Source organism: Mesorhizobium sp. CA13, from assembly GCF_020165235.1.
In the GTDB taxonomy this organism is placed as follows: Bacteria; Pseudomonadota; Alphaproteobacteria; order Rhizobiales; family Rhizobiaceae; genus Mesorhizobium.
In genome coordinates, this window is sequence record NZ_JAIUHS010000003.1 from 92,164 (window position 1) to 111,674 (window position 19,511).

The 19,511-nt window shown below is 62.5% G+C and carries 16 protein-coding genes; 5 read left to right on the forward strand and 11 right to left on the reverse strand.

Annotated features, from left to right (window positions below):
- The first annotated feature begins 6 nt into the window (after window positions 1-6).
- The 5 genes from LB566_RS09370 (at window position 7) to LB566_RS09390 (ending at window position 5,381) form a co-directional block, all read left to right on the forward strand.
- Window positions 7-1,584, forward strand: coding sequence for a sugar ABC transporter ATP-binding protein (locus tag LB566_RS09370; protein WP_224624199.1), 1,578 nt, complete (start codon window positions 7-9; stop codon window positions 1,582-1,584).
- A gap of 17 nt (window positions 1,585-1,601) precedes the next feature.
- Window positions 1,602-2,573: an ABC transporter permease gene (locus LB566_RS09375; RefSeq protein ID WP_140552180.1), complete on the forward strand. Its 972-nt coding sequence runs from the start codon at window positions 1,602-1,604 to the stop codon at window positions 2,571-2,573.
- A 57-nt stretch (window positions 2,574-2,630) separates the two neighbouring features.
- Window positions 2,631-3,581, forward strand: a complete 951-nt coding sequence (locus LB566_RS09380; protein ID WP_224624200.1) for a substrate-binding domain-containing protein — start codon at window positions 2,631-2,633, stop codon at window positions 3,579-3,581.
- A 66-nt stretch (window positions 3,582-3,647) separates the two neighbouring features.
- On the forward strand, window positions 3,648-4,241 hold the full coding sequence (locus tag LB566_RS09385) for a DJ-1/PfpI family protein (RefSeq protein ID WP_140499290.1): 594 nt from the start codon (window positions 3,648-3,650) through the stop codon (window positions 4,239-4,241).
- Window positions 4,242-4,451: 210 nt separating this feature from the next.
- Window positions 4,452-5,381, forward strand: coding sequence for an ArsR/SmtB family transcription factor (locus tag LB566_RS09390; protein WP_140552082.1), 930 nt, complete (start codon window positions 4,452-4,454; stop codon window positions 5,379-5,381).
- 24 nt (window positions 5,382-5,405) lie between these two features.
- Here the strand turns inward: LB566_RS09390 and LB566_RS09395 are convergent, their stop codons facing one another.
- From LB566_RS09395 to LB566_RS09445, 11 genes are all read right to left on the reverse strand, one after another.
- A complete protein-coding gene (locus LB566_RS09395) occupies window positions 5,406-6,956 on the reverse strand; it encodes an alpha-N-arabinofuranosidase (protein WP_224624201.1) in 1,551 nt (516 codons plus the stop codon).
- Window positions 6,957-6,999: 43 nt separating this feature from the next.
- Window positions 7,000-7,902 (reverse strand): ABC transporter ATP-binding protein, encoded by a 903-nt coding sequence (locus LB566_RS09400; RefSeq protein WP_224624202.1) that lies wholly within the window; start codon window positions 7,900-7,902, stop codon window positions 7,000-7,002.
- Complete coding sequence (locus LB566_RS09405; protein WP_224624203.1) at window positions 7,899-8,966, reverse strand: ABC transporter ATP-binding protein; 1,068 nt, start codon at window positions 8,964-8,966, stop codon at window positions 7,899-7,901. The genes LB566_RS09400 and LB566_RS09405 overlap by 4 nt, the downstream gene beginning before the upstream one ends.
- Window positions 8,966-9,826 (reverse strand): ABC transporter permease, encoded by an 861-nt coding sequence (locus LB566_RS09410; protein ID WP_140552078.1) that lies wholly within the window; start codon window positions 9,824-9,826, stop codon window positions 8,966-8,968. Before LB566_RS09410 ends, LB566_RS09405 begins: the two co-directional genes overlap by 1 nt.
- Window positions 9,823-10,830: an ABC transporter permease gene (locus LB566_RS09415; RefSeq protein WP_140552077.1), complete on the reverse strand. Its 1,008-nt coding sequence runs from the start codon at window positions 10,828-10,830 to the stop codon at window positions 9,823-9,825. Before LB566_RS09415 ends, LB566_RS09410 begins: the two co-directional genes overlap by 4 nt.
- Before the next feature lie 91 nt (window positions 10,831-10,921).
- The gene (locus LB566_RS09420; RefSeq protein ID WP_224624204.1) at window positions 10,922-12,823 is read right to left on the reverse strand and encodes an ABC transporter substrate-binding protein; all 1,902 of its coding nucleotides are present in this window, start codon (window positions 12,821-12,823) and stop codon (window positions 10,922-10,924) included.
- A 360-nt stretch (window positions 12,824-13,183) separates the two neighbouring features.
- Window positions 13,184-13,690: a sarcosine oxidase subunit gamma gene (locus LB566_RS09425; protein ID WP_224624205.1), complete on the reverse strand. Its 507-nt coding sequence runs from the start codon at window positions 13,688-13,690 to the stop codon at window positions 13,184-13,186.
- On the reverse strand, window positions 13,683-16,631 hold the full coding sequence (locus tag LB566_RS09430; RefSeq protein WP_318012834.1) for a sarcosine oxidase subunit alpha family protein: 2,949 nt from the start codon (window positions 16,629-16,631) through the stop codon (window positions 13,683-13,685). Before LB566_RS09430 ends, LB566_RS09425 begins: the two co-directional genes overlap by 8 nt.
- Window positions 16,628-16,894: a sarcosine oxidase subunit delta gene (locus LB566_RS09435; protein ID WP_224624206.1), complete on the reverse strand. Its 267-nt coding sequence runs from the start codon at window positions 16,892-16,894 to the stop codon at window positions 16,628-16,630. The genes LB566_RS09430 and LB566_RS09435 overlap by 4 nt, the downstream gene beginning before the upstream one ends.
- A gap of 12 nt (window positions 16,895-16,906) precedes the next feature.
- Window positions 16,907-18,163, reverse strand: coding sequence for a sarcosine oxidase subunit beta family protein (locus tag LB566_RS09440; protein ID WP_224624207.1), 1,257 nt, complete (start codon window positions 18,161-18,163; stop codon window positions 16,907-16,909).
- A gap of 9 nt (window positions 18,164-18,172) precedes the next feature.
- Window positions 18,173-19,321, reverse strand: coding sequence for a M24 family metallopeptidase (locus LB566_RS09445; RefSeq protein ID WP_224624208.1), 1,149 nt, complete (start codon window positions 19,319-19,321; stop codon window positions 18,173-18,175).
- Window positions 19,322-19,511 lie beyond the last annotated feature (190 nt).

Below are 19,511 nucleotides of genomic sequence, written 5' to 3' on the forward strand. Positions count from 1 at the left end.
GCCGCGATGTCCGTTGCCAATCGCATCGACGGAAGCGTCACCACCTTGCCGCCGGAGCCCGCACCGCCTGTGTCCCCGGTGCTGCGCGCGGAAGGCCTTTGCAAACAATACGGCCCGGTGACGGTGTTGTCGGATATCACGCTGGATATTTTCCCAGGCCAAATCCATGCCGTCATCGGCGAGAATGGCGCCGGCAAGTCGACGTTCATGCGCTTGCTTTCCGGTTACATCGAACCGACAGCCGGCGGCCTGTCCATGGCCGGTGACCGCGTGAGTTTCAGGACACCGCACCAGGCGCAGGCGGCCGGCATCGCGCTGGTGCATCAGGAAATCCTCCTGGCCGAAGCGCTTACGGTGACCGACAATCTCTTTCTCGGCCGCGAGCTCTCCAGGCGCGGGATCGTCGATGATGGCGCCATGCGCCGCATCGCGGCCGCGAAACTGGCCGAGATCGGGTGCGAGGTGTCGCCGACCGCGCTCGTCCGCGACATCTCGCTGGCGGATCGCCAGCTCGTGCAGATCGCCCGCGCGTTGCTCGACGACCACCGGGTCGTCATCTTCGACGAGCCGACGGCGGTACTGACCGGCGAGGAGGTCGAGCGTTTGCTCGCCATCATATTCGGGCTCAGGGCGCGCGGTATCGCCGTTCTCTACATCAGCCATCGACTCGACGAGGTGCAGCGGCTGGCGGACAAGGTCACGGTCCTGCGCGACGGCAAGATGATTGGCACCTATCCCGGCCATGCATTGAGCCAGGCCGACATGGCGCGACTTATGGTCGGGCGCGAACTCGCCGCGCTCTACCCTCACAAGCGCGAGGTCCGGACGAGCCGGCCCATGCTGACCGTCCGAAACGCGACTGTTCCAGGTTATGCACGGGACGTGTCCTTTACTGTTCACAAAGGCGAGATTCTCGGCTTCGCCGGCATGATCGGGGCGGGGCGAACCGAGTTGTTCGAAGGCATTGTGGGGCTCAGGCCGGCGACGGCGACGATCGAGCTCAACGGGTCGCCGATACAGATACGCTCGCAGCGCGAGGCCATAGAGGCGGGCATCGGCTATCTGACGGAAGATCGCAAGGGCAAGGGCCTGCTTTTGCAGGAGCGGCTGGCGCCGAACCTGACCCTCTCGTCGCTTGGCCTTCTGCATCCGGGACTGCTGGTTCTGCGCGGTCGCGAATCCGAGGCGCTCGCCCGGGCCGTCTCCAGCTACGACATCCGGGTGAAGAGCCCGAACGCCAGGGCGGGACAGCTTTCGGGCGGAAACCAGCAGAAACTTCTGCTGGCCAAGGTGCTTCTGACCAATCCTTCGGTCGTGATCATCGATGAGCCGACGCGCGGGATCGACATCGCCAACAAGGCGCAGATCTACGCCTTCATCCAGGAACTCGTGGGCCAAGGCAAAGCCTGCATCGTCATCTCCTCGGAGATGCAGGAACTTGTCGGCATCTGCGACCGCATCCTGGTCATGCGCGAAGGCAGGATCAGCGGCGAGGTCTCGGGCGATACGATGATCGAAAGCAACATCGCGCTGCTGGCGACCAGCGACAAAGGCCATGGCGCGGCCCAAGGAGGAAGACAGTGACGGCGCTTACCCATTCCATGTCTGCCCGAAGTGGCAGACAGCACCATTTCTCGTGGACGGATGCCGGCCCTTTCCTTGCACTGTTCGCACTGCTGGTGGCGGGATTCCTCATCAATCCGGATTTTCTTTCCGCGACAAACCTGGGCAACGTGATCACGCGCAGCGCTTATGTCGCCATCATAGCCGTCGGCGCCACATTCGTGATCTCATCGGGCGGGCTCGACCTTTCGGTCGGGTCGATGGTCGCCTTCATCGCCGGCGTCACGATCATGTTCATGAACATGATGGCCCCTAGCCTCGGCCTTTGGGCCATTCCTGCAGGCATGGTGATAGCGGTCGTCGCGGGGCTTCTATGCGGCCTCGCGAACGGTCTCATCGTCACGGTCGGAAGGATCGAGCCGTTCATCGCCACGCTCGGCACGATGGGTATCTTCCGCGCACTGATCACCTACATGACCGATGGCGGCACGATCCCGATCGACCGCTCGCTGCGGGACGCGTACCGGCCGGTCTATTTCGGCACCGTCGCGGGCATTCCGGTGCCGATCCTGCTGTCGGCGCTCGTTGCGGTGGTCGGCGCATTTGTCCTTTACAAGACCAAATATGGCCGCAAATGCGCGGCGGTGGGCGCCAACGAGGACGTCGCCCGCTATTCGGGCATCTCCGTCGTCAAGACGCGCACCATTGCCTATGTGATCCAGGGTGCATGCGTGGCGGTCGCCGCCATCTGCTACGTGCCTCGTCTCGGAGCCGCCACCCCGACCACCGGACAGCTGTGGGAGCTGCAGGTGATAACGGCCGTCGTCATTGGCGGAACGGCGCTGCGCGGCGGCAAGGGCCGCATCTGGGGCACCATCGCCGGTGCGGTGATCCTGGAGCTGATCGCCAACCTGATGGTGCTGTCGGATTTCGTTTCCGAATACCTCGTCGCCGCGGTGCAGGGCGTCATCATCATCATCGCCATGCTCGTGCAAAGGTTTTCGAAATAGCCCGTCGTCGGACCGGACGGGCGCCTGTTGTGTGGTCCATATCTCTGGGAGGTATTTATGTTTAGCAGAAAATGGGTTGCCGTCGCGGCAGCCGGCGCACTGATGGTGGCCGGCCAGGCGCTTGCAGCCGACAAGAAGGTGGTCGCGGTGTCGATCCCGGCGGCGGATCATGGCTGGACAGCCGGCATCGTCTATCACGCGCAGGCCGCCGCAAAGGAAATCAACGCGGCCTTCCCGGATGTGGAAGTGGTCGTGAAGACGTCGCCCTCGGCGGCCGACCAGGTAAGCGCGCTTGAGGATCTGTCGGCCAGCCGCAAGCTGGATGCACTGGTGATCCTGCCCTACACCTCGGAGGAATTGACCCAGCCGGTGAAGGCCATCAAGGACATGGGCACGTTCATCACCGTCGTCGACAGGGGATTGACCGATCCTTCCGTCCAGGACCTGTATCTTGCCGGCGACAACATCGCGGTTGGCACCAATACGGCAAAATTCATGATCGACAAACTGGGCGGCAAAGGTGACGTCGTCGTGCTGCGCGGCATTCCCACTGTCATCGACGACGAGCGCATCAAGGGCTTCGAGGACACCATCAAGGGCACCGGCCTGAAGGTGCTCGACATGCAGTATGCCCACTGGAACAGCGACGAGGCCTTCAAGCTCATGCAGGATTACCTGGCCAAGCACCCGCACATCGATGCGGTCTGGGCCAATGACGACGACATGCTTCTCGGTGTGCTCGAGGCCGTCAAGCAGTCCGGCCGAACCGACATCAAGCTGGCGCTCGGCGGCAACGGCATGAAGGACATCGTGAAGAAGGTGATAGACGGGGATGCGATGACACCGGTCGAAACGCCGTATCCGCCGGCGATGATCAAGACCGCGATCTACATGACCGTGGCCAACTTGATCGGCCAGGCTCCGGTTCGCGGTGCCGTCAAACTTGATGCGCCGCTCATAACCCAGGCCAACGCCAAGGAATATTACTTCCCCGACTCCCCGTTCTGAGGCCGCAATCCGAATGAGGCAAGGCGCGTGACGCGCCTTGCCTGCCAACAACAGAGAGGAAGAGCTATGCCAGGCAAGAAGATACTGATGCTGACCGGTGAGTTCACCGAGGAATACGAGATTTTCGTTTACCAGCAAGCCATGGAAGCCGTCGGTCACACGGTCCATGTCGTCTGCCCCGACAAGAACGCAGGCGACCTGATCAAGACCTCGCTGCACGATTTCGAAGGCGACCAGACCTACACCGAAAAGCTCGGGCACTACGCGCTGATCAACAAGACGTTCTCGGATGCGGAAAAGCAGCTCGACCAGTACCACGCGGTCTACTGCGCGGGCGGACGCGGACCGGAATACATCCGCACCGACAAGCGTGTGCAGACGATCGTTCGACACTTTCACGAGACCAAGAAGCCGATCTTCACGATCTGCCATGGCGTGCAGATCCTGATCGCGGTCGACGGTGTCGTGCGCGGCAAGAAGGTCGGTGCGCTGGGCGCTTGCGAGCCGGAAGTCACTCTCGCGGGCGGAACCTATATCGACCTCTCGCCGACGGAAGCCTATGTCGATGGTACGATGGTGTCGGCCAAGGGATGGACGGCGCTGGCCGCCTTCATCCGTGAGTGCCTGAAGGTGCTCGGCACGGAAATCCGCCACAACTGAGCCACGAACCAGGGTGGAGGCCGGCGCGCTGGCGTGTCGGTCTCCACCAGTCATGCCGCGTGCTTCGCCGATGCGGGCGATGATATCGACCGCGTCGCCGGGCACACCAGATGCGCGGACAGGCCAAAACACGCTATAGCGCTTTGAGCGCCCGCTCATGTATGCTTGTGATCAGACTTTCTGATATATAGCCGCACATGAGCAGTTTGCATGAGACGCAGTTTCCTGAACGTGACGCCGGATAACGGTGTCCCGGTCCTCAAAGGACTGGCATCCCCGGTCCGCATGCGCATTCTCCAGCTTCTCCACAAATCGGGAAAGTTGAATGTGAACGAGATCAGCAAGGAGCTCGGACTCCCTCAATCCACCGTCGCCACGAATATTCAGATGCTGGAAGAGGCCGGCCTGGTCGATACCTACCCGATCAAGGCCAAGAAAGGTCACCAGAAGATCTGCGCACCCAAATACGACGAGATCATCCTCCGCTTCGATTCAGGAGAAGAGCGCCGCAAGGACAATCAGATCGAGGTTGCGATGCCCCTCGGACTGTTCACGGGCTGCGAGGTCAACGCTCCGTGTGGTCTTTGTTCGACCGAAGGAGTGATCGGTCTGCTCGATGTACCGGACTTCTTCCTCGATCCAGGACGCGTCCAGGCTGCCCTTGTCTGGTTTGGGCGTGGTTTTGTCGAATACAAGTTTCCCAACAACGCCAAACTGGTGAACTCACGTGTCGAGGCCTTGGAATTCTCGATGGAGCTCTCATCCGAGGTGCCGGGGACCAATCTCGATTGGCCCTCCGACATCACGCTCTGGGTGAACGACCACCGCATCGGCACATGGACTTCGCCCGGCGATTTCGGTGACAAGCGCGGCGTCTATACGCCGAACTGGTGGAAGCTCGAAGGCTCGCAATACGGCAAGCTCAAGACCTGGCGTATCAACAAATCCGGCTCCTTCATTGACGGCATCTCGATCTCCGGCGTGACCGTAGCCGATATCGGCCTTGCGGAGCATCACTCAATAAGGATGAGGATCGGCATCGACGACAATGCCCGACATCCCGGCGGCGTGAACATCTTTGGCCGTGGCTTCGGCAATTACGACCAGGACATCGTCATGCGCCTTCACCTTGCCCGGTAAGGCTCGTCTTCCCGACCTATTCCGTCATTTCGATGTGTCGAACCGCACGACGGTCCAGGACGCCGGCTCAAGCTTGATGCTAATTCGATCTTTCGTCGCTTCGATGGAACTGAATTCAGTCGGTTTGACCTCGTCCGGCGCCTCCTTCGTGTTGAGGGCGAGGAGATCGTTGTGTCGCAGTTCATGGGCCAGGCGCTTCGTCAACGTGCCGAAGCCGGTAGCTTCGATGCTCACGTCGATGCCATCGGAAAGGTTGCGGTTGAGCATGAACAGCGTCACCGTGCGGTCAGCCTCGGAGTGAACCACGGAAAGCTTGAGAAACGGCACGGCTTCGATCTTGTCGTAAAGCTCTTCGGTCCGCGTCGGGTCGTAGTAGCGAGCGGAATAGGTCGGCACATCCACGTATGTGCGCAGCACGCGTCCGCGGCCCAGATTGCTGAAGTCGGCAAAGGGCCAGAAGATCGTTTGGCGCCAAGCTGGTCCGCCGGTTTCGGTCATGATAGGGGCGATAGCGTTGACGAGTTGGGCCAGACATCCGGCCTTGACCCTGTCGGCATGATTGAGCAGTGAGATGCAGGCGCCTCCGAAGGCCAGTGCGTCCTGCATGTTGTATTTCTCCTCGAGGATGGCCGGCGCGACCGGCCATCCGGTCTGAATGCGGTTGTCGTCGCCACGCCGCGTCCGATACCAGACGTTCCATTCGTCGAAGCTCAGCATGATGCGCTTCGATGACCTGCGCCGTGCCGCCACGGAATCGGCGATAGCGACGACCTCCTCGATGAAACTGTCCATCAGGTCGGGGCTGGCGAGGAAGGAGGGCGTGTCGTCGGCATAGTTGTTGAGATAGGTGTGGAGCGAGATGTACTCGACATGATCGAGCGTGTGTTCCAGCACGACCCTTTCCCATTCCCCGTAGGTCGACATCTTACGTCCCGACGAACCGCAGGCGGCAAGTTCGATCGACGGGTCCGTCAGCTTCATCATCTTCGCCGCTTCGGCTGCAATCCGCCCATATTCCTGGGCGGTCTTGGCGCCCATTTGCCAGGTACCGTCCATTTCGTTGCCGAGGCACCAGAATTTAACGTCATGCGGCTTGTCCCAGCCGTGCGACCGGCGAAGGTCGGAAAGCGTGGTGCCGGAGGGGTGATTGCAGTATTCGAGATAGTGCCTTGCCTCGTCCGGCCCGCGCGTGCCGAGATTCACGGCCAGCATCGGTTCGATGTCGGCAAGCCGGCACCAGTCGATGAATTCATTGGTCCCGAACTGGTTGGTCTCGATCGATTTCCAGGCGAGATCCATTCTGCGAGGGCGCTTTTCGACAGGGCCGACGCCATCTTCCCAATCGTATCCCGAGACAAAATTGCCGCCGGGATAGCGCATGATTGTGGGTGCCAGTTCCTTCACCAGCTCGAGGACGTCGCGGTGGAAGCCGTTCTTGTCCGCCGTGGGATGGCCGGGCTCGAAGATACCGCCATAGACGCATCGCCCGAGATGCTCGACAAAAGCGCCGAACAGACGTTTGTCCGTCTCGCCGATGATGAAGTCTCTGTCGAAACGCACTTGTGCCTTTTGCATGGTCCTACCGCTCTGTTTCCTGGTGGATGAATGCGTACGAAATTCACTCGATCCGGACAGCGCCTGCCTCCGGTTTGGGATTGCCGGCATCGGCGCGCACCTGCTGCGCGGCCACGCCGGAACCGGTAAGCACGCCCGTTCCCGAGGGATCCGGCGACAGAAGGGAATCCTTGAGAAGCTGCGAATATGGGTGCTGCGGATGGTCGAGGATCTCCTTTGCAGGGCCGCTCTCGACAATCTCTCCCTTGCGCATGATGATGATCCGGTCGCTGATTTGATAGGCGGTGGCCAGATCGTGCGTGATGTAGATGATCGACACGCCGAGATCGTCGCGCAGTGTCCTGAACAGGTTGACGATCGACATGCGCAGCGACGCATCGACCATCGACACGGGTTCGTCTGCGACGATCAGCGAGGGCTCGGAAACGAGTGCGCGGGCGATCGCGACGCGCTGAAGTTGTCCCCCGGACAATTCGTGCGGGAAGCGCCCGCGGATTTCCGTCAGGGAGAGGCCGACTTTTTCTAGGGCGGTGTTGGCAGACTCCTCACGCCGGGCACGTGACCTGGCCCCCATGAAGTTCTTTGCCGATATCAGCAGATATCGATCCACGCGCTTCAACGGACTGAACGCTTCGAACGGATTCTGGAAGATGGGCTGGACCTGCTTCATGAAGGCAAGTCGCGCCGAACGTCTTCGTAGCGCCGTTAGATCCCTGTCCTTGAATCGTATGCTGCCGGCCGTCGGCGTAATCATGTTCAGGATCATGCGGGCGAGGGTCGTCTTGCCGCTTCCCGACTCGCCGATGATGGCGAACACCTCTGGTCGCCCGGCTGGCAGCGTGAAACTCACGTCGCTTACGGCGTCGAAGCTCTGCCGTCCAAGGATGCCGCCACGAGCATAAGACTTGGTGAGATGGCTGACCTCGAGAAGGCTGGTCCCGGTCATGCGCCTTCCTCTGCGGTCTCTTCGGCAGTCTCCGTGTCGGCCGTATCCGGGCGAACCTCGGTGCTGGCCGCAAAGCAGGCAACGCGATGGTCCGGCGCGAGCCTGGTAAGGGCGGGAACCTCGCGCCGGCATATGTCCATCGCCAAGGGGCAACGGGGATGAAACCTGCATCCGGCCGGCGGCTCGGCCAGGTTGGGAGGCGCTCCTGGCAGCGCCGGCCGCGCGGTGGCGTCGCCGATCCTGGGGAGGCTTGCCACCAGATGTGCGGTATAGGGGTGCAGCGGATTGGCAAAGACGGCCGCCGTCGGGCCCTCCTCGACGAGGCGCCCGGCATACATGATGCCAAGGCGATCGGCGATGTTGGCATGCACGGTCAAATCGTGCGTCACGAAGATCATCGAAGATCCGAACTGACGCTGCGTTTCCCGGATCATGGTCAGGACGTCCTTCTGGACGACGACATCGAGTGCGGTGGTGGGCTCGTCGGCGATGATGAAATCGGGCCGACAGACCGTCGCCAGTGCAATGCAGACGCGCTGGCGCATGCCGCCCGAAAGTTCATGCGGATAGGCCTGGAGGATATCGGGGGATAGGCGGAGGCGTGCAAGATGGGTTTTCACCGCCTCCAGGAATGCATCTTTTTGGAGGCCCATATGCCGGAAGGCAAAGTCCTCGAAGGTCCGCCGGACCCGGCGAACAGGATTGAGGACGCTCATCGAGCCCTGCATGATGTATGACAGATGCCGCCAGCGAATGGCGTCGCGTTGCTCGGGCGCCAGCGCATAGATGTCGCGGTCGAGAAAGCTGTAGCGGATGGAGCCGCCGATCACGTTGAGAGGCGGCTGGATCGCGGCGGCGATGGTCTTGATGAACGTCGTCTTGCCGCAACTGGACTCGCCCGCCAGTCCATAGATCTCGTTGCGGCGGACATGCATGGTGATCGAATCGACGGCGCGGACTTCGCGGTCGATACCGAAATAGCTCATTTGGTAATAGGCCCGCAGGTTCTTGGTCCGCAGCACCGCGTCCTTGGCGTCGCCATCCGCGAGACCCCGGTCCGACATCAGCCGTTCCCCATCCGGCTCAGCCGGCTGCGTGGGTCGATATACTCGTTCATCGAGATCGACAGCAGAAAGAGGCCGATGAATGTCAGGGTGATGAAGAAGGTCGGGAACAGGTACCACCACCATGTGCCCGAAACCATGGCGCTATGCTGGTTGGCCCAGAAGATCATGCTGCCGATGGTAGGGGTGTCCACGTCGGTGAAGCCGAGCACGGCCAGCGTGACCTCGAGGCCGATGGACCAGTTCATGTTGTTCATGAAAGTCGAGAACACGATCGGCAGCACATAGGGCAGATGTTCTTCGGCGACGATGCGCGGCGTCGACATGCCCGAGAAGACGGCGGCATTGGTGAACTCGCGGGTTTTCAGGCTGATCATCACGGAGCGTATCAGCCGGGCGTCATAGGCCCAGCCGAGGCAAGACATCACCAGCGCCAGCATGATCCATGTCATTTCGTCACGCAGGACGAAGTAGAGTAGGACAAGAAGCGGAAAGAGCGGGATGACGATAAAGGTATCGTTGATCGACATGAGCACGCGATCGACCATGCCGCCGAGATAGCCCGAAAGGAGGCCGACGATGAGAGAAAGCACGCGGCTGATGAAAGCCACCACAAAGCCAAAGGCCAGCGTGTTGCGGAGGGCGAAAGTGAGCTGCCAGAACACATCCTGGCCGCGCGAATTTGTGCCGAACCAATAGGGTTCCGATGGTGGCACATCCATTGGGACGAGGTAGGAATCGATTGGTGAGTAGGGCGAGAAAAAAGACGCGAGAGACATCGCCACCACCGCCAGCATGATGATGGCGCCGATCGCGAACTCGCCATTGTAGCGGAACAGATCCCTTACGGTCTGGATCATGCCTTCACCTGCACGCGCGGATCGATCAGCGGGTAAATGATGTCGATCAGGAAAACGGCGGCCGACACCGAGATAATCGAGATCGAGGCGATGCCGAGGACAAGTGAGTAGTCGGCCGCGTGAACGGCATCGACCAGCAGCCGCCCGATACCGGGGTAGCCGAACACCTGCTCGGTGATGATGGCGCCGTTGAAGATCGATCCGATGGAGATCGCCAAACCAGTGATCTGGGGCATGAAGGCGTTGCGCATCACGTAGGAAGCGAGGATGCGGCCTCGCGGCACGCCCGCCAGTTCCGCATAGACGACGTAGTCGTCCGTGACGATGTTGGAAACGAGTGCGCGCATGCCCATGAACCAGCCGCCGATGCCGACGAGGATCAGTGAGAGTGCTGGGAGAATTGAGTGCATGAAGACGCTGCCGATGAAGCGGGGCGTGAAGCCGGGCGTGAGATTCATCTCATATCCGCCGCCACTGGGCAGGATCGGCAAGAGGAAGGTGAAGACAATGAGCAGGACGAAGGCAACGATGTAATAGGGTACCGGATGCATTCCCATCGCGATCACCCCGATCGCCTTGAGCAGCCGGTTCTTCCGGTAATAGCCGGCGAGACCGCCCAGCAGGTTGCCCAGGAACCAGCTCAACAGAGTCGAGATCGCGAGCAGGCCGATCGTCCACGGCAGCGCGCGCCCGATCAGCACGCCGACAGGAGTGGGAAAGGCCGAAAGGGACGGGCCGAAATCCAGTACCGCAACCCGTTTCAGGAAGTTGAGATATTGCAGCCCGAGATCGTCGCCCACGCCGTACATCTCGCGCAGGGAGGTGCGCAGGAGTTCGATCGATTCAGGACTGGAGAAGCCGAACGAACTAACCTGCGCCACAGCATGCTCGACCGGGTCGACTGGGGTCAGGTGCGTGATGAAGAAAGTGATCGTGATGCCGATGTAGACAACCAGGATGAATTGCCCGAGACGCTTGAGAACATGGATGGCGTAGGCTTGCATCGGTCGCTCTGGTCGGTTTGGCGGCTTGCCCTGCGGTGGGGGGCGCACCATGCGTGCGCCTCCGTCCGCCCTGAGGATGATGGGTCTGCTGCTAGCCTGCCTTCGTGGATTTGAGCTTCACCATCATGTACCTGGTATTGGCCCAGTTCGGCACCGGGTCGGTGTAGGGCGCGTTTTCTGCGTTGGGGAAACCGGTCCAGTAGGTCGTGTCCATCACGGTGAACACATTGTAGGACATCAGAGGTATCGTGGGCATCTCTTCGGTCGCGAGCTTCAGATATTCAAGGCCGAGCTCCACGCCCCGGGGGGCATCGAAGTCGATCGTCCTGATCTCCTCGATGATCTTGTCGAGACGCGGCTCCTTCCACCGTTGCCAGTTGCGCGGCGGCTGCACCTTGCCGGGCTCTGCCACGAACTGCGAGTGCCAGCTGTCGAGGAAGAAGGAGAGATCGGGGTGGCCGCCCCAGGTCTCCACGCTCCACCCGATGAAGGTTTCGAAGTCGCCGACGCCGCGCCGGTCGATCAAAGTGCCTTGCGCGACGTCGATCTGGGCGTCGATGCCGAACTGCCGCCACAACTGCACGATTAGCGAGCCCGCCCGCGTCATGACCGGGCGAAGGTCGCCCTCGACCATGACTTTGACCGAGAAGCGCTTGCCGTCGGGTTGGTACCATTCGTCGCCTTTTTTGGTGAAGCCTGCCTTCTCCAGCAGCTCGGCGGCAGCCTGCTGGTCGCGCTTCCACCAGCCGCGCCCGATGGCGGTCGCGATGTCTTCAGGTTTCGATGGCACCTTGTCTCCCATCGAGGGCCGCAGCATCTCCGCGATCTGCTGGCCCATTGTCGGGTCGTAAGGCTTGATCTTTCGCTTGCCGGTATCGACCTCGAAGCTGGTCAGCCATTCTTCCATGGGCTCGAAATAGCATTTTGGATAAAGTCCCGTCGGTGGAACACCGATCGCCGAGATCGTTGCCGCGCCACGATACGAGGCCATGTCGAGGGCCTTGATGTCGATCAGCAAGGCCAACGCCCAGCGCACGTCCTTGTTCTGGAACTTCTCGATCTGGTGATTGAAAATGACGGCCGGCAATGTCGGGTCCGGATGAGCGTAAGGGAAGCCCTTGAACCAGCTGGTCGAGGACGGGGATTCCTTGGCCAGCGTGAACATGCCTTCCGGCGAAGTGTCGTGGATGACATCCAGCTGGTGGTTGCGCTGCTCGATCACCCGCTTTTCCGGTGGCCCCGGATCGATATAGGCCAGATATGTCGGGCCGGGTTCGCCGAAACGGGCGACGCTGGTGCGTTTCCAGTCATCGCGCTTTTGCCAGATGAACCATTTGCCCCCCTGGTCGTAGTTCCTCAGCTTGTAGGCGCCGAGCGACACTGGTGGGTTGAAGTCGAATTTGAGCACGTCGCCGGCCTTTTCGAAGACGTGCTTCGGCATCATCCACATCGCGTTCCAGCGGACCGTAAACAGCGCATGGAAGCGTGAGTTCGGCTTTTTCAGTTTGAAGAGAATCTCGGTCGGACTTTTCTTCTCGACTGAGGCGACATTGATCTGGATGGGCGCGCTCCACCGTAGACCGCTGGTCTTCATGTGGGTTTCCACCGTGTAGATCACGTCGTCGGCTGTGAATTCGACGCCGTCGCTCCAGAAGATGCCGGACCGCAGCTTCACGGTCATTTCAGTGAAATCGGAATTGTACCGGGGCTTGTCCGAAGCAAGGGAGTTGTCCCAGACGCCGTCGATCCCATGGTCGGCATCGATATACCAGAACGTGTCCATCGCCTGCTGATGCAGGCCCGTCGACTGACCGCCGGCGTTGATGGCCCAGATGTTGAACCATCCCGCGTTCTTGATCGTGCCTTCCGGGTTTTCGAGTATCAGAAGCTGGTCGCGTGGAATGTCCGAAGTCGGTATTTGCGCCTGCGCGTAGGCTTTCCTGCTGGCGAGGGCCGTCCCTGCGAGCAGAATGAAAGTTCTCCTCGATAACATGCCGTATCCTCCCGTTGCGGCTGCTCTCAAGGGCATGCCGCTAGGTCAGGCATCTTCGATTAGACCATAGGTCATGTCAACGCATTATCTGGACTGTATCAGAAAGCCTGATATGGATTAAGGAGCGAGGGCTGCGGATAGGACGGAAATCATCATGTCTGTCGTGCCGGCGGCGAATAATTGACGGTTGAGCCGCATCACCCGCGGCAGGGTGACCGGCTTTCGCCATGCCAGGAGGCACTGTCGAATTCACGCGACGGACAGTGTGGGCTCAGCGGCCGACAGGATCGCCGAACAGGTCCAGCTTTTTCCTTACGCAATCGCGAGCGGAAAACGTTACGCACCTTTCCTGGAATTGCTTTAACGCGCGGCGGCAATCCAGTCGGCAAGGCTGCGGGCGAAGCTTCGCGGCACGATCAGGTCGCAGCTGCCCTCGCCGGTTCGCAGATAGAGCGCCGGCACATGATGGATGGACGTCTGTACGGCACGGCCGGGGGCCGAAGCGGCGGACGACCAGTCGACCGGCATGCAGGCAGAGAGAATGTCTCGAAGACGGGCACCCTCCATCCTGAACCGCACCCGGCCTTCGCCGAGCGGAACCGAGCAGCCCAATTCCGGATCGATTGCAATGGCGGGCGGTTCCGCACCGCTCTCGACGATCAGCCAAAGACGGCGGGGGGCGATCCTGACGATGAGAGCGCCGGCATGCCGAACCGTCTCGCCGACGCTGGCAGGAAGCGTCGCGCCCAAGGCCTGCGAGACGCTCGCTTCGAATCTCGCCAGCGTTCCTTCCCAGCTCTCGATTTGAATGATCGGACAATCCGACGAATACAGATTGAAGCCCTTCGAAAGCACAGGTTCAACCATGCATGCGCTCTCCCTTGGGATCGAGGAAGACGGAGGGCACGATGCGGGCGCGAACGGTCTCTGTCCGCATCGGATAGGCCGCGATGACTTCGTCCCCTTCGGCCGCGGCATTGCCCGCGAACAGCGCCAGTCCGACATAGTGGCCGAGTTCCGGGCTGAAGGTGACCGAGGTGATCCGGCCGCGCCCGTGGCCGACGACCGCATCGCCAGGCAGGAACAATATCGCGCCTCCGCGCAGGCGCCTGCCGTCCTCGATGCATTCCAGCCCGACGAGGCGCTGGCGGTCGGGCGCCTGAAACGCCGGGCGGCGACGCAGGACGTCACCGACGAATCCGCCGTGTTTGCCGACCATGCGCCCGAGGCCGAGATCGTCGAGCGTGGTGCGGCCATCGATCTCGGGTCCGGCGACATGGCCCTTTTCGACACGCAGCGCACCAAGCGCCTCGACGCCATAGGGCTTGAGGCCGAACGGCGCGCCTGCTTCGATGAGACGGCTCCAGGCCTGCCCGCCGGCGCTTGCACCGACATAGATTTCGTAGGCGCGCTCGCCGGAATAGCTGAGGCGGATGATGCGCAGGGCCCGTCCCTCGAACCCGGCTTCGATGACGCCCATATGCGGCAGCGTCTCGTTGGAGACATCGAGCGCGGGAAAGGCGGCGGCGAGGACATCGCGGCTTCCTGGCCCGGCGACCGACATCGCCGCCCACTCGTCGCTTACCGATGAGACCGCGACACGCAAATCCGGCCAGGCGGTGTCGAGCAGGAATTCCAGCCGCGACAGGACGTCGGCGGCCCTGGCGGTCGAGGTGGTCATGAAGAAGCGATTTTGCGACAAGCGCGTGGTGGTGCCGTCGTCGAAGACGACGCCGTCGTCGCGCAGCATGACGCCGTAGCGCGCGCGGCCAACGGGAAGCTTGGCGAAACCGTTGGCGTAGACGCGGTCGAGGAAGATGGCCGCGTCCGGTCCCTGCACGTCGATCTTGCCGAGGGTGGAAATGTCCATCAGCCCGGCGCCACCGCGCACCGTCCGCATCTCCGCGACATAGGCTTCATTCACATCGCATCCGGCGCCGCGGTAGAAATAGGGCCGCATCCAGAGGCCGACCTCGAGCATCTCGGCATCGTTTGCCAGGTGCCAGTCGTGCATCGGCGTGCGGCGGACCGGCTTGAAATGATCACCGACGGCACGGCCGGCCAGCGCGCCGATCGCGACCGCCGCATAGGGCGGGCGAAAGGTCGTGGTTCCGGTTTGCTGGATCGTCGCCCGGCGCAACGCCGCCATGGCCGAAAGCGCGGCGAAATTGCTGGTCTTGCCCTGGTCGGTCCCCATGCCGAGCGTGGTGTAGCGCTTCAGGTGTTCGACCGATTCATAGCCCTCGCGATGGGCGAGCTCGATGTCCTTCGTGGTCACATCCATCTGGAGATCGACGAAGGCCTTGCCGCGCCCCGCGGAAGAGATCGCGCGAAAGGGAGCGGCCGGGGCCTCTTCGAGATCGAGTTCATGCGGCGCCGGCGACGCCGCTGACTTTCCGCAGAAGCATGCCGCTTCGACGCCGGCGCGGTGGCCGTCCTCGATCGCGCCGGCGGTCGAGAAGCGCCCCATCATCGCGCCGGCGCCGAACTGGCCTGCCGGAAAGCCGCCCGGAACGAAGCCGTCGATGTCGTGGCGATAGACGGGCCTGACGCCAAGATGCGAGGTGAGATGCACGGTCGGCGACCAGCCGCCGGAGACGCAGACGAAATCGCAGGCGATTTCCGATTTGCCGTTCGGCCCGGCAAGCTGTGCTGCCTTCACCGCATGGCTGCCGCGCAGGTCGGCGATCCGGGTTCCGGAGCGGATCTCTACGTTCAGGCGTCCGGCTTCCGCCGCCAGACCGGCGGGCGGAGCGCCGCGCTGGTCCGCGATCGTCACTTGCGCGCCGGCGGCGGCGAGGTCGAAAGCAGCGCGATAGGCGCCGTCATTCATCGTTGCAACGAGGATGTTTTTCCCCGGCAGCACGGCAAAGCGGTTGAGATAGGTCCGGGTGGCGGACGCCAGCATGACGCCCGGCCGATCGTTGTTGGAGAACACCAGCGGCCGCTCGATGGCTCCGGCTGCAAAGACGATCGAGCGGGCGCGCAGCATGGTGAAGACCTGCCGAGCAGCGTCTTGCGCGACTTGGCCGTCATGCCTCTCGATCAGCCCCAGCGTGTTGCCGTCATAGGTGCCGAACGCCGTCGTCTTGCGCATCACGGTGACGTTGGGCTGGCCTGCAAGTTCCGCCTCGATCTTTGTCAGCCAAGCTGCCGCCTCACCATCGGGGCGCTCGGCAAGAAGCTGGCCACCGAGCAGAAAATCCCGCTCGACGAGGACGACCCTGGCGCCGCTGGCTGCCGCGGCGCGCGCCGCCGACAGGCCGGCAGGGCCGCCGCCGACGACTGCAATATCGGCAAATGCATGCCGGGTCTCGTAACGGTCGGGATCGGGTTCGGTGCCGGCCCGGCCCAATCCCGCGGCTTTGCGGATGAAATGCTCGTAAAACATCCAGGCGCGGCGGGTCGGACCCATGAAGGTCTTGTAGTAGAAGCCAGCGGAAAGGAGCGGCGCAAACAGGCCGTTGACGCTCTGCATGTCGAAGGCAAGGGACGGCCAGCGGTTCTGGCTTTCGGCAGCCATACCTTCAGCCAGTTCCAGTGTCGTGGCGGGCAAGTTCGGTTCGCGCCGTCCGCCGCTTCCGAGCGTGACTAGCGCGTTGGGTTCTTCCGGGCCGGCCGAGAAGATGCCGCGCGGGCGATGGTATTTGAAGCTGCGGCCTGTCAGCATGACCCGATTGGCAAGCAGCGCGGAAGCAAGCGTATCACCTCGATAGCCGCCCAGCTCGCGGCCGTCGAATGTGAAGCGGAGCGGCTGCGTGAGGTCGATGCGGCCGCCGGCGGCCAGACGATTTCCAATCATTTTCATGCTGGCATTTTCCTGGCGAAGCCGACCGATGCGATAGCGTGGTTTCTCGTGTCGCGCTCGATGACCAGCCATTGCCGGCAGCCGGTCACATGCTGCCAGAATTCCCGGTGCAGCCCCGCCGGGTTCTTGCGCACATAGACATAGCGGTACCATGCCTCCGGGTCGGGATCGTCATGCGCCGGACGCACCGCGGAAGCGTCGCCGCCATAGCGGAACTCGTCATGGTCGCGCGGGCCGCAGCATGGGCAGTCGATATGAAGCATTTCTCTCGCTCTCTATTGCAGCCAGGCCGAGGGGCCGGCGCCGGCCTCGTCGAGCGTGTGGCCGGTCCGGAAACGGTCGAGCCCGTAGGCGGCGGTCAGCGGATGCGGCTTGCCGGTGGCCAGCATATGGGCAAAGCACCAGCCGGAGGCCGGCGTCGCCTTGAAGCCGCCATAGCACCAGCCGCCATTGAGATAGAGCCCTTCTATCGGGGTCGGGCAGATGATCGGACTGGCGTCCGGCGTCATGTCCATGACGCCGCCCCAGTGGCGCAGCAGCCTGACACGCGAGATGCAGGGCATCAGGGCTATCGCGGCCTCCGCCACTTCGCGTACGACGCCGAGATTGCCGCGCTGGGCGTAGGAATTGTAGCCGTCGAGATTGCCGCCGAAGACCAGCCCGCCCTTGTCGGACTGGCTGACATAGAAATGATCTGCGCCATAAGCGACGATGTGATCGACCAGCGGCTTGAGCGGCTCGGTGACGAAAGCCTGGAGCACGTGGCTTTCGATCGGCAGTTCCAGGCCGGCCTTGGCGGCAAGGAGCGAAGTATGGCCGGCAACGGCGAGGCCGACCTTGCCGGCGCTGATCCGGCCCTTGCTGGTCTCGACGCCGACGATCCTTTCGCCGTCGCGGACAAAGCCGGTCACCTCGCAGTTCTGGATGATGTCGACGCCGTGGCCGTCGGCAGCGCGCGCATAGCCCCAGGCGACGGCATCATGTCGGGCGGTCCCTGCGCGGCCCTGCAGGATCCCACCATGGATCGGAAATCGCGCGGTTTCGGAGAAATCGAGATAGGGCACCATCCGGCGCACCGCGTCGCGGTCGAGAATGTCGGCGTCGATGCCGTTCAGGCGCATGATGTTGGCGCGATGGCTGAATGTGTCGAGCTGATCGGCCGAATGGGCGGTGACGATCTGGCCGCGCTGCGAAAACATCACATTGAAGTTCAGCGCCCGCGACAGGCCTTCCCACAGCTTGACCGAGAATTCGTAGAACTGGGTGTTGCCGTCGAGCAGGTAGTTGGAGCGGATGACGGTGGTGTTGCGGCCGACATTGCCGCCGCCGATATAGCCCTTCTCCAGAACGGCGACATTGCGGATGCCGTGGTTCTCGGCGAGGTAGAAAGCCGTCGCGAGGCCATGCCCGCCGCCGCCCACGACAATCACGTCATAGGCGGGCTTCGGCTCGGCCGCGCGCCAGGCACGCTGCCAATTCTTCTGGCCGGAAAGAGCATTGCGGAAAATCGAAAACGCCGAATAGCGCGCCATGTTCATGGTCTAGCGGACGATCAGGCCGGCCGGGGTGCGGGTCAGCACTTCGGCCCCCACATCGGTCAGCAGCACGGTGTTGGAGATGAAATGGTCGCCGCGGCCGGTTCCCATTAGCCAGGACAGGATGTGGAAGCTCATCCCGGTCTCGATTTCGAGATCGGAATCGTGCCTGAGGCCCGTCACTGAATTGCCGCCGGTCCATGAGGGCGGCTGGCCAATGCCGACGAGATAGCCGCAATGATGGCGACGATAGTGCGACAGGCCGGCCTCGTCGGCGACGCCTTGCCAGGCGGCGTAGACATCGCGCGCCCTGGCGCCGGGCTCGAGCGCCTTGACGACGGCATCGAATGCCTTGGCCGTGACCTCGGCCATGGCGGCGTCTTCGTCCTTGATGTTGCCGATGCGGATCAGCCGGCCAAGCGGTGCGTGATAGCGCGAGACGCAGCCCGACAGTTCGACGAAGACCGGCTCGCCGCTGCGATAGATGCCGTCGCCCCAGGTCGTGTGCTCCTCGCCGAGCCGGGCGGCGGGCCGGATGAACGGGCCGAAGCCCGGCGCGTGGCCGCCGGCGCGCACCATCGCCGCCACGCATTGAGCGGCAACCTCCTGCTCGGCGGCGCCATCGGAGATGGCAGCGATCGCGGCACCTGCCGCGGCATCCGTGACCTTGGCGGCGCGGCGCATCAGCACCTGTTCCTCGGCGCTCTTCACCAGCCGCATCTTGTCGACCAGTCCCGAGACGTCGCTCCATTTGGCGTCGGCCCGCGCCTCGAGCTTCAGGGCGAGGCCGTGGCTGAGGCCGGAGGTCCAGTGTTCGAGGCCTATTCGTTTGCCTGCTAGGCCGAGTTCGGAAATGATGCGCGCGGCGAGGTCGGCCGCGGTCTCGCTGTCGGAATGGCCACGGAATTCCGCTGCCTTCACCTGGTTCTCGATCGTCACTTTCTCCATCGACCGGGTGACCAGGATGGGGCGCCGGTCGAGCGTGACGATCAGGAGGTGCGGCGCGAAATAACCCCAATGGTCGAGGCCGGTGAGGTAGAAAACAGTCTCCGGCGAGGCGAAGACGGCGGCATCGAGCTCGCGCTCTACCAATGCCGTGCGAACTTTCGACAAGCGGCCGGCGATCTCGGCTTCGGAAAAGGGATTGCGGTCCATTGAGGTGTCCTTGAGTTGCCGGTCCTGGGCTGATGGTCAGTCAATGACGATGGGATCGCGGGCCACGTCGCAGAGCCGCTCGCCGCCGCCTTCGGTGACGCTGGGATCCTGGCAGATGGTGAGATCGAAGCCGGCCTTTGCCATGCGTTTGCCTCACGTCGGCCAGTCGCTGCACGTATTCCGCCTTGCT

Bases quoted from the DNA above. Each gene is read 5' to 3' on its own strand.
- LB566_RS09370 (WP_224624199.1), top strand. From the start codon at position 7: ATGTCCGTTGCCAATCGCATCGACGGAAGCGTCACCACCTTGCCGCCG.
- LB566_RS09375 (WP_140552180.1), top strand. From the start codon at position 1,602: ATGTCTGCCCGAAGTGGCAGACAGCACCATTTCTCGTGGACGGATGCC.
- LB566_RS09380 (WP_224624200.1), top strand. From the start codon at position 2,631: ATGTTTAGCAGAAAATGGGTTGCCGTCGCGGCAGCCGGCGCACTGATG.
- LB566_RS09385 (WP_140499290.1), top strand. From the start codon at position 3,648: ATGCCAGGCAAGAAGATACTGATGCTGACCGGTGAGTTCACCGAGGAA.
- LB566_RS09390 (WP_140552082.1), top strand. From the start codon at position 4,452: ATGAGACGCAGTTTCCTGAACGTGACGCCGGATAACGGTGTCCCGGTC.
- LB566_RS09395 (WP_224624201.1), bottom strand. From the start codon at position 6,956: ATGCAAAAGGCACAAGTGCGTTTCGACAGAGACTTCATCATCGGCGAG.
- LB566_RS09400 (WP_224624202.1), bottom strand. From the start codon at position 7,902: ATGACCGGGACCAGCCTTCTCGAGGTCAGCCATCTCACCAAGTCTTAT.
- LB566_RS09405 (WP_224624203.1), bottom strand. From the start codon at position 8,966: ATGTCGGACCGGGGTCTCGCGGATGGCGACGCCAAGGACGCGGTGCTG.
- LB566_RS09410 (WP_140552078.1), bottom strand. From the start codon at position 9,826: ATGATCCAGACCGTAAGGGATCTGTTCCGCTACAATGGCGAGTTCGCG.
- LB566_RS09415 (WP_140552077.1), bottom strand. From the start codon at position 10,830: ATGCAAGCCTACGCCATCCATGTTCTCAAGCGTCTCGGGCAATTCATC.
- LB566_RS09420 (WP_224624204.1), bottom strand. From the start codon at position 12,823: ATGTTATCGAGGAGAACTTTCATTCTGCTCGCAGGGACGGCCCTCGCC.
- LB566_RS09425 (WP_224624205.1), bottom strand. From the start codon at position 13,690: ATGGTTGAACCTGTGCTTTCGAAGGGCTTCAATCTGTATTCGTCGGAT.
- LB566_RS09430 (WP_318012834.1), bottom strand. From the start codon at position 16,631: ATGAAAATGATTGGAAATCGTCTGGCCGCCGGCGGCCGCATCGACCTC.
- LB566_RS09435 (WP_224624206.1), bottom strand. From the start codon at position 16,894: ATGCTTCATATCGACTGCCCATGCTGCGGCCCGCGCGACCATGACGAG.
- LB566_RS09440 (WP_224624207.1), bottom strand. From the start codon at position 18,163: ATGGCGCGCTATTCGGCGTTTTCGATTTTCCGCAATGCTCTTTCCGGC.
- LB566_RS09445 (WP_224624208.1), bottom strand. From the start codon at position 19,321: ATGGACCGCAATCCCTTTTCCGAAGCCGAGATCGCCGGCCGCTTGTCG.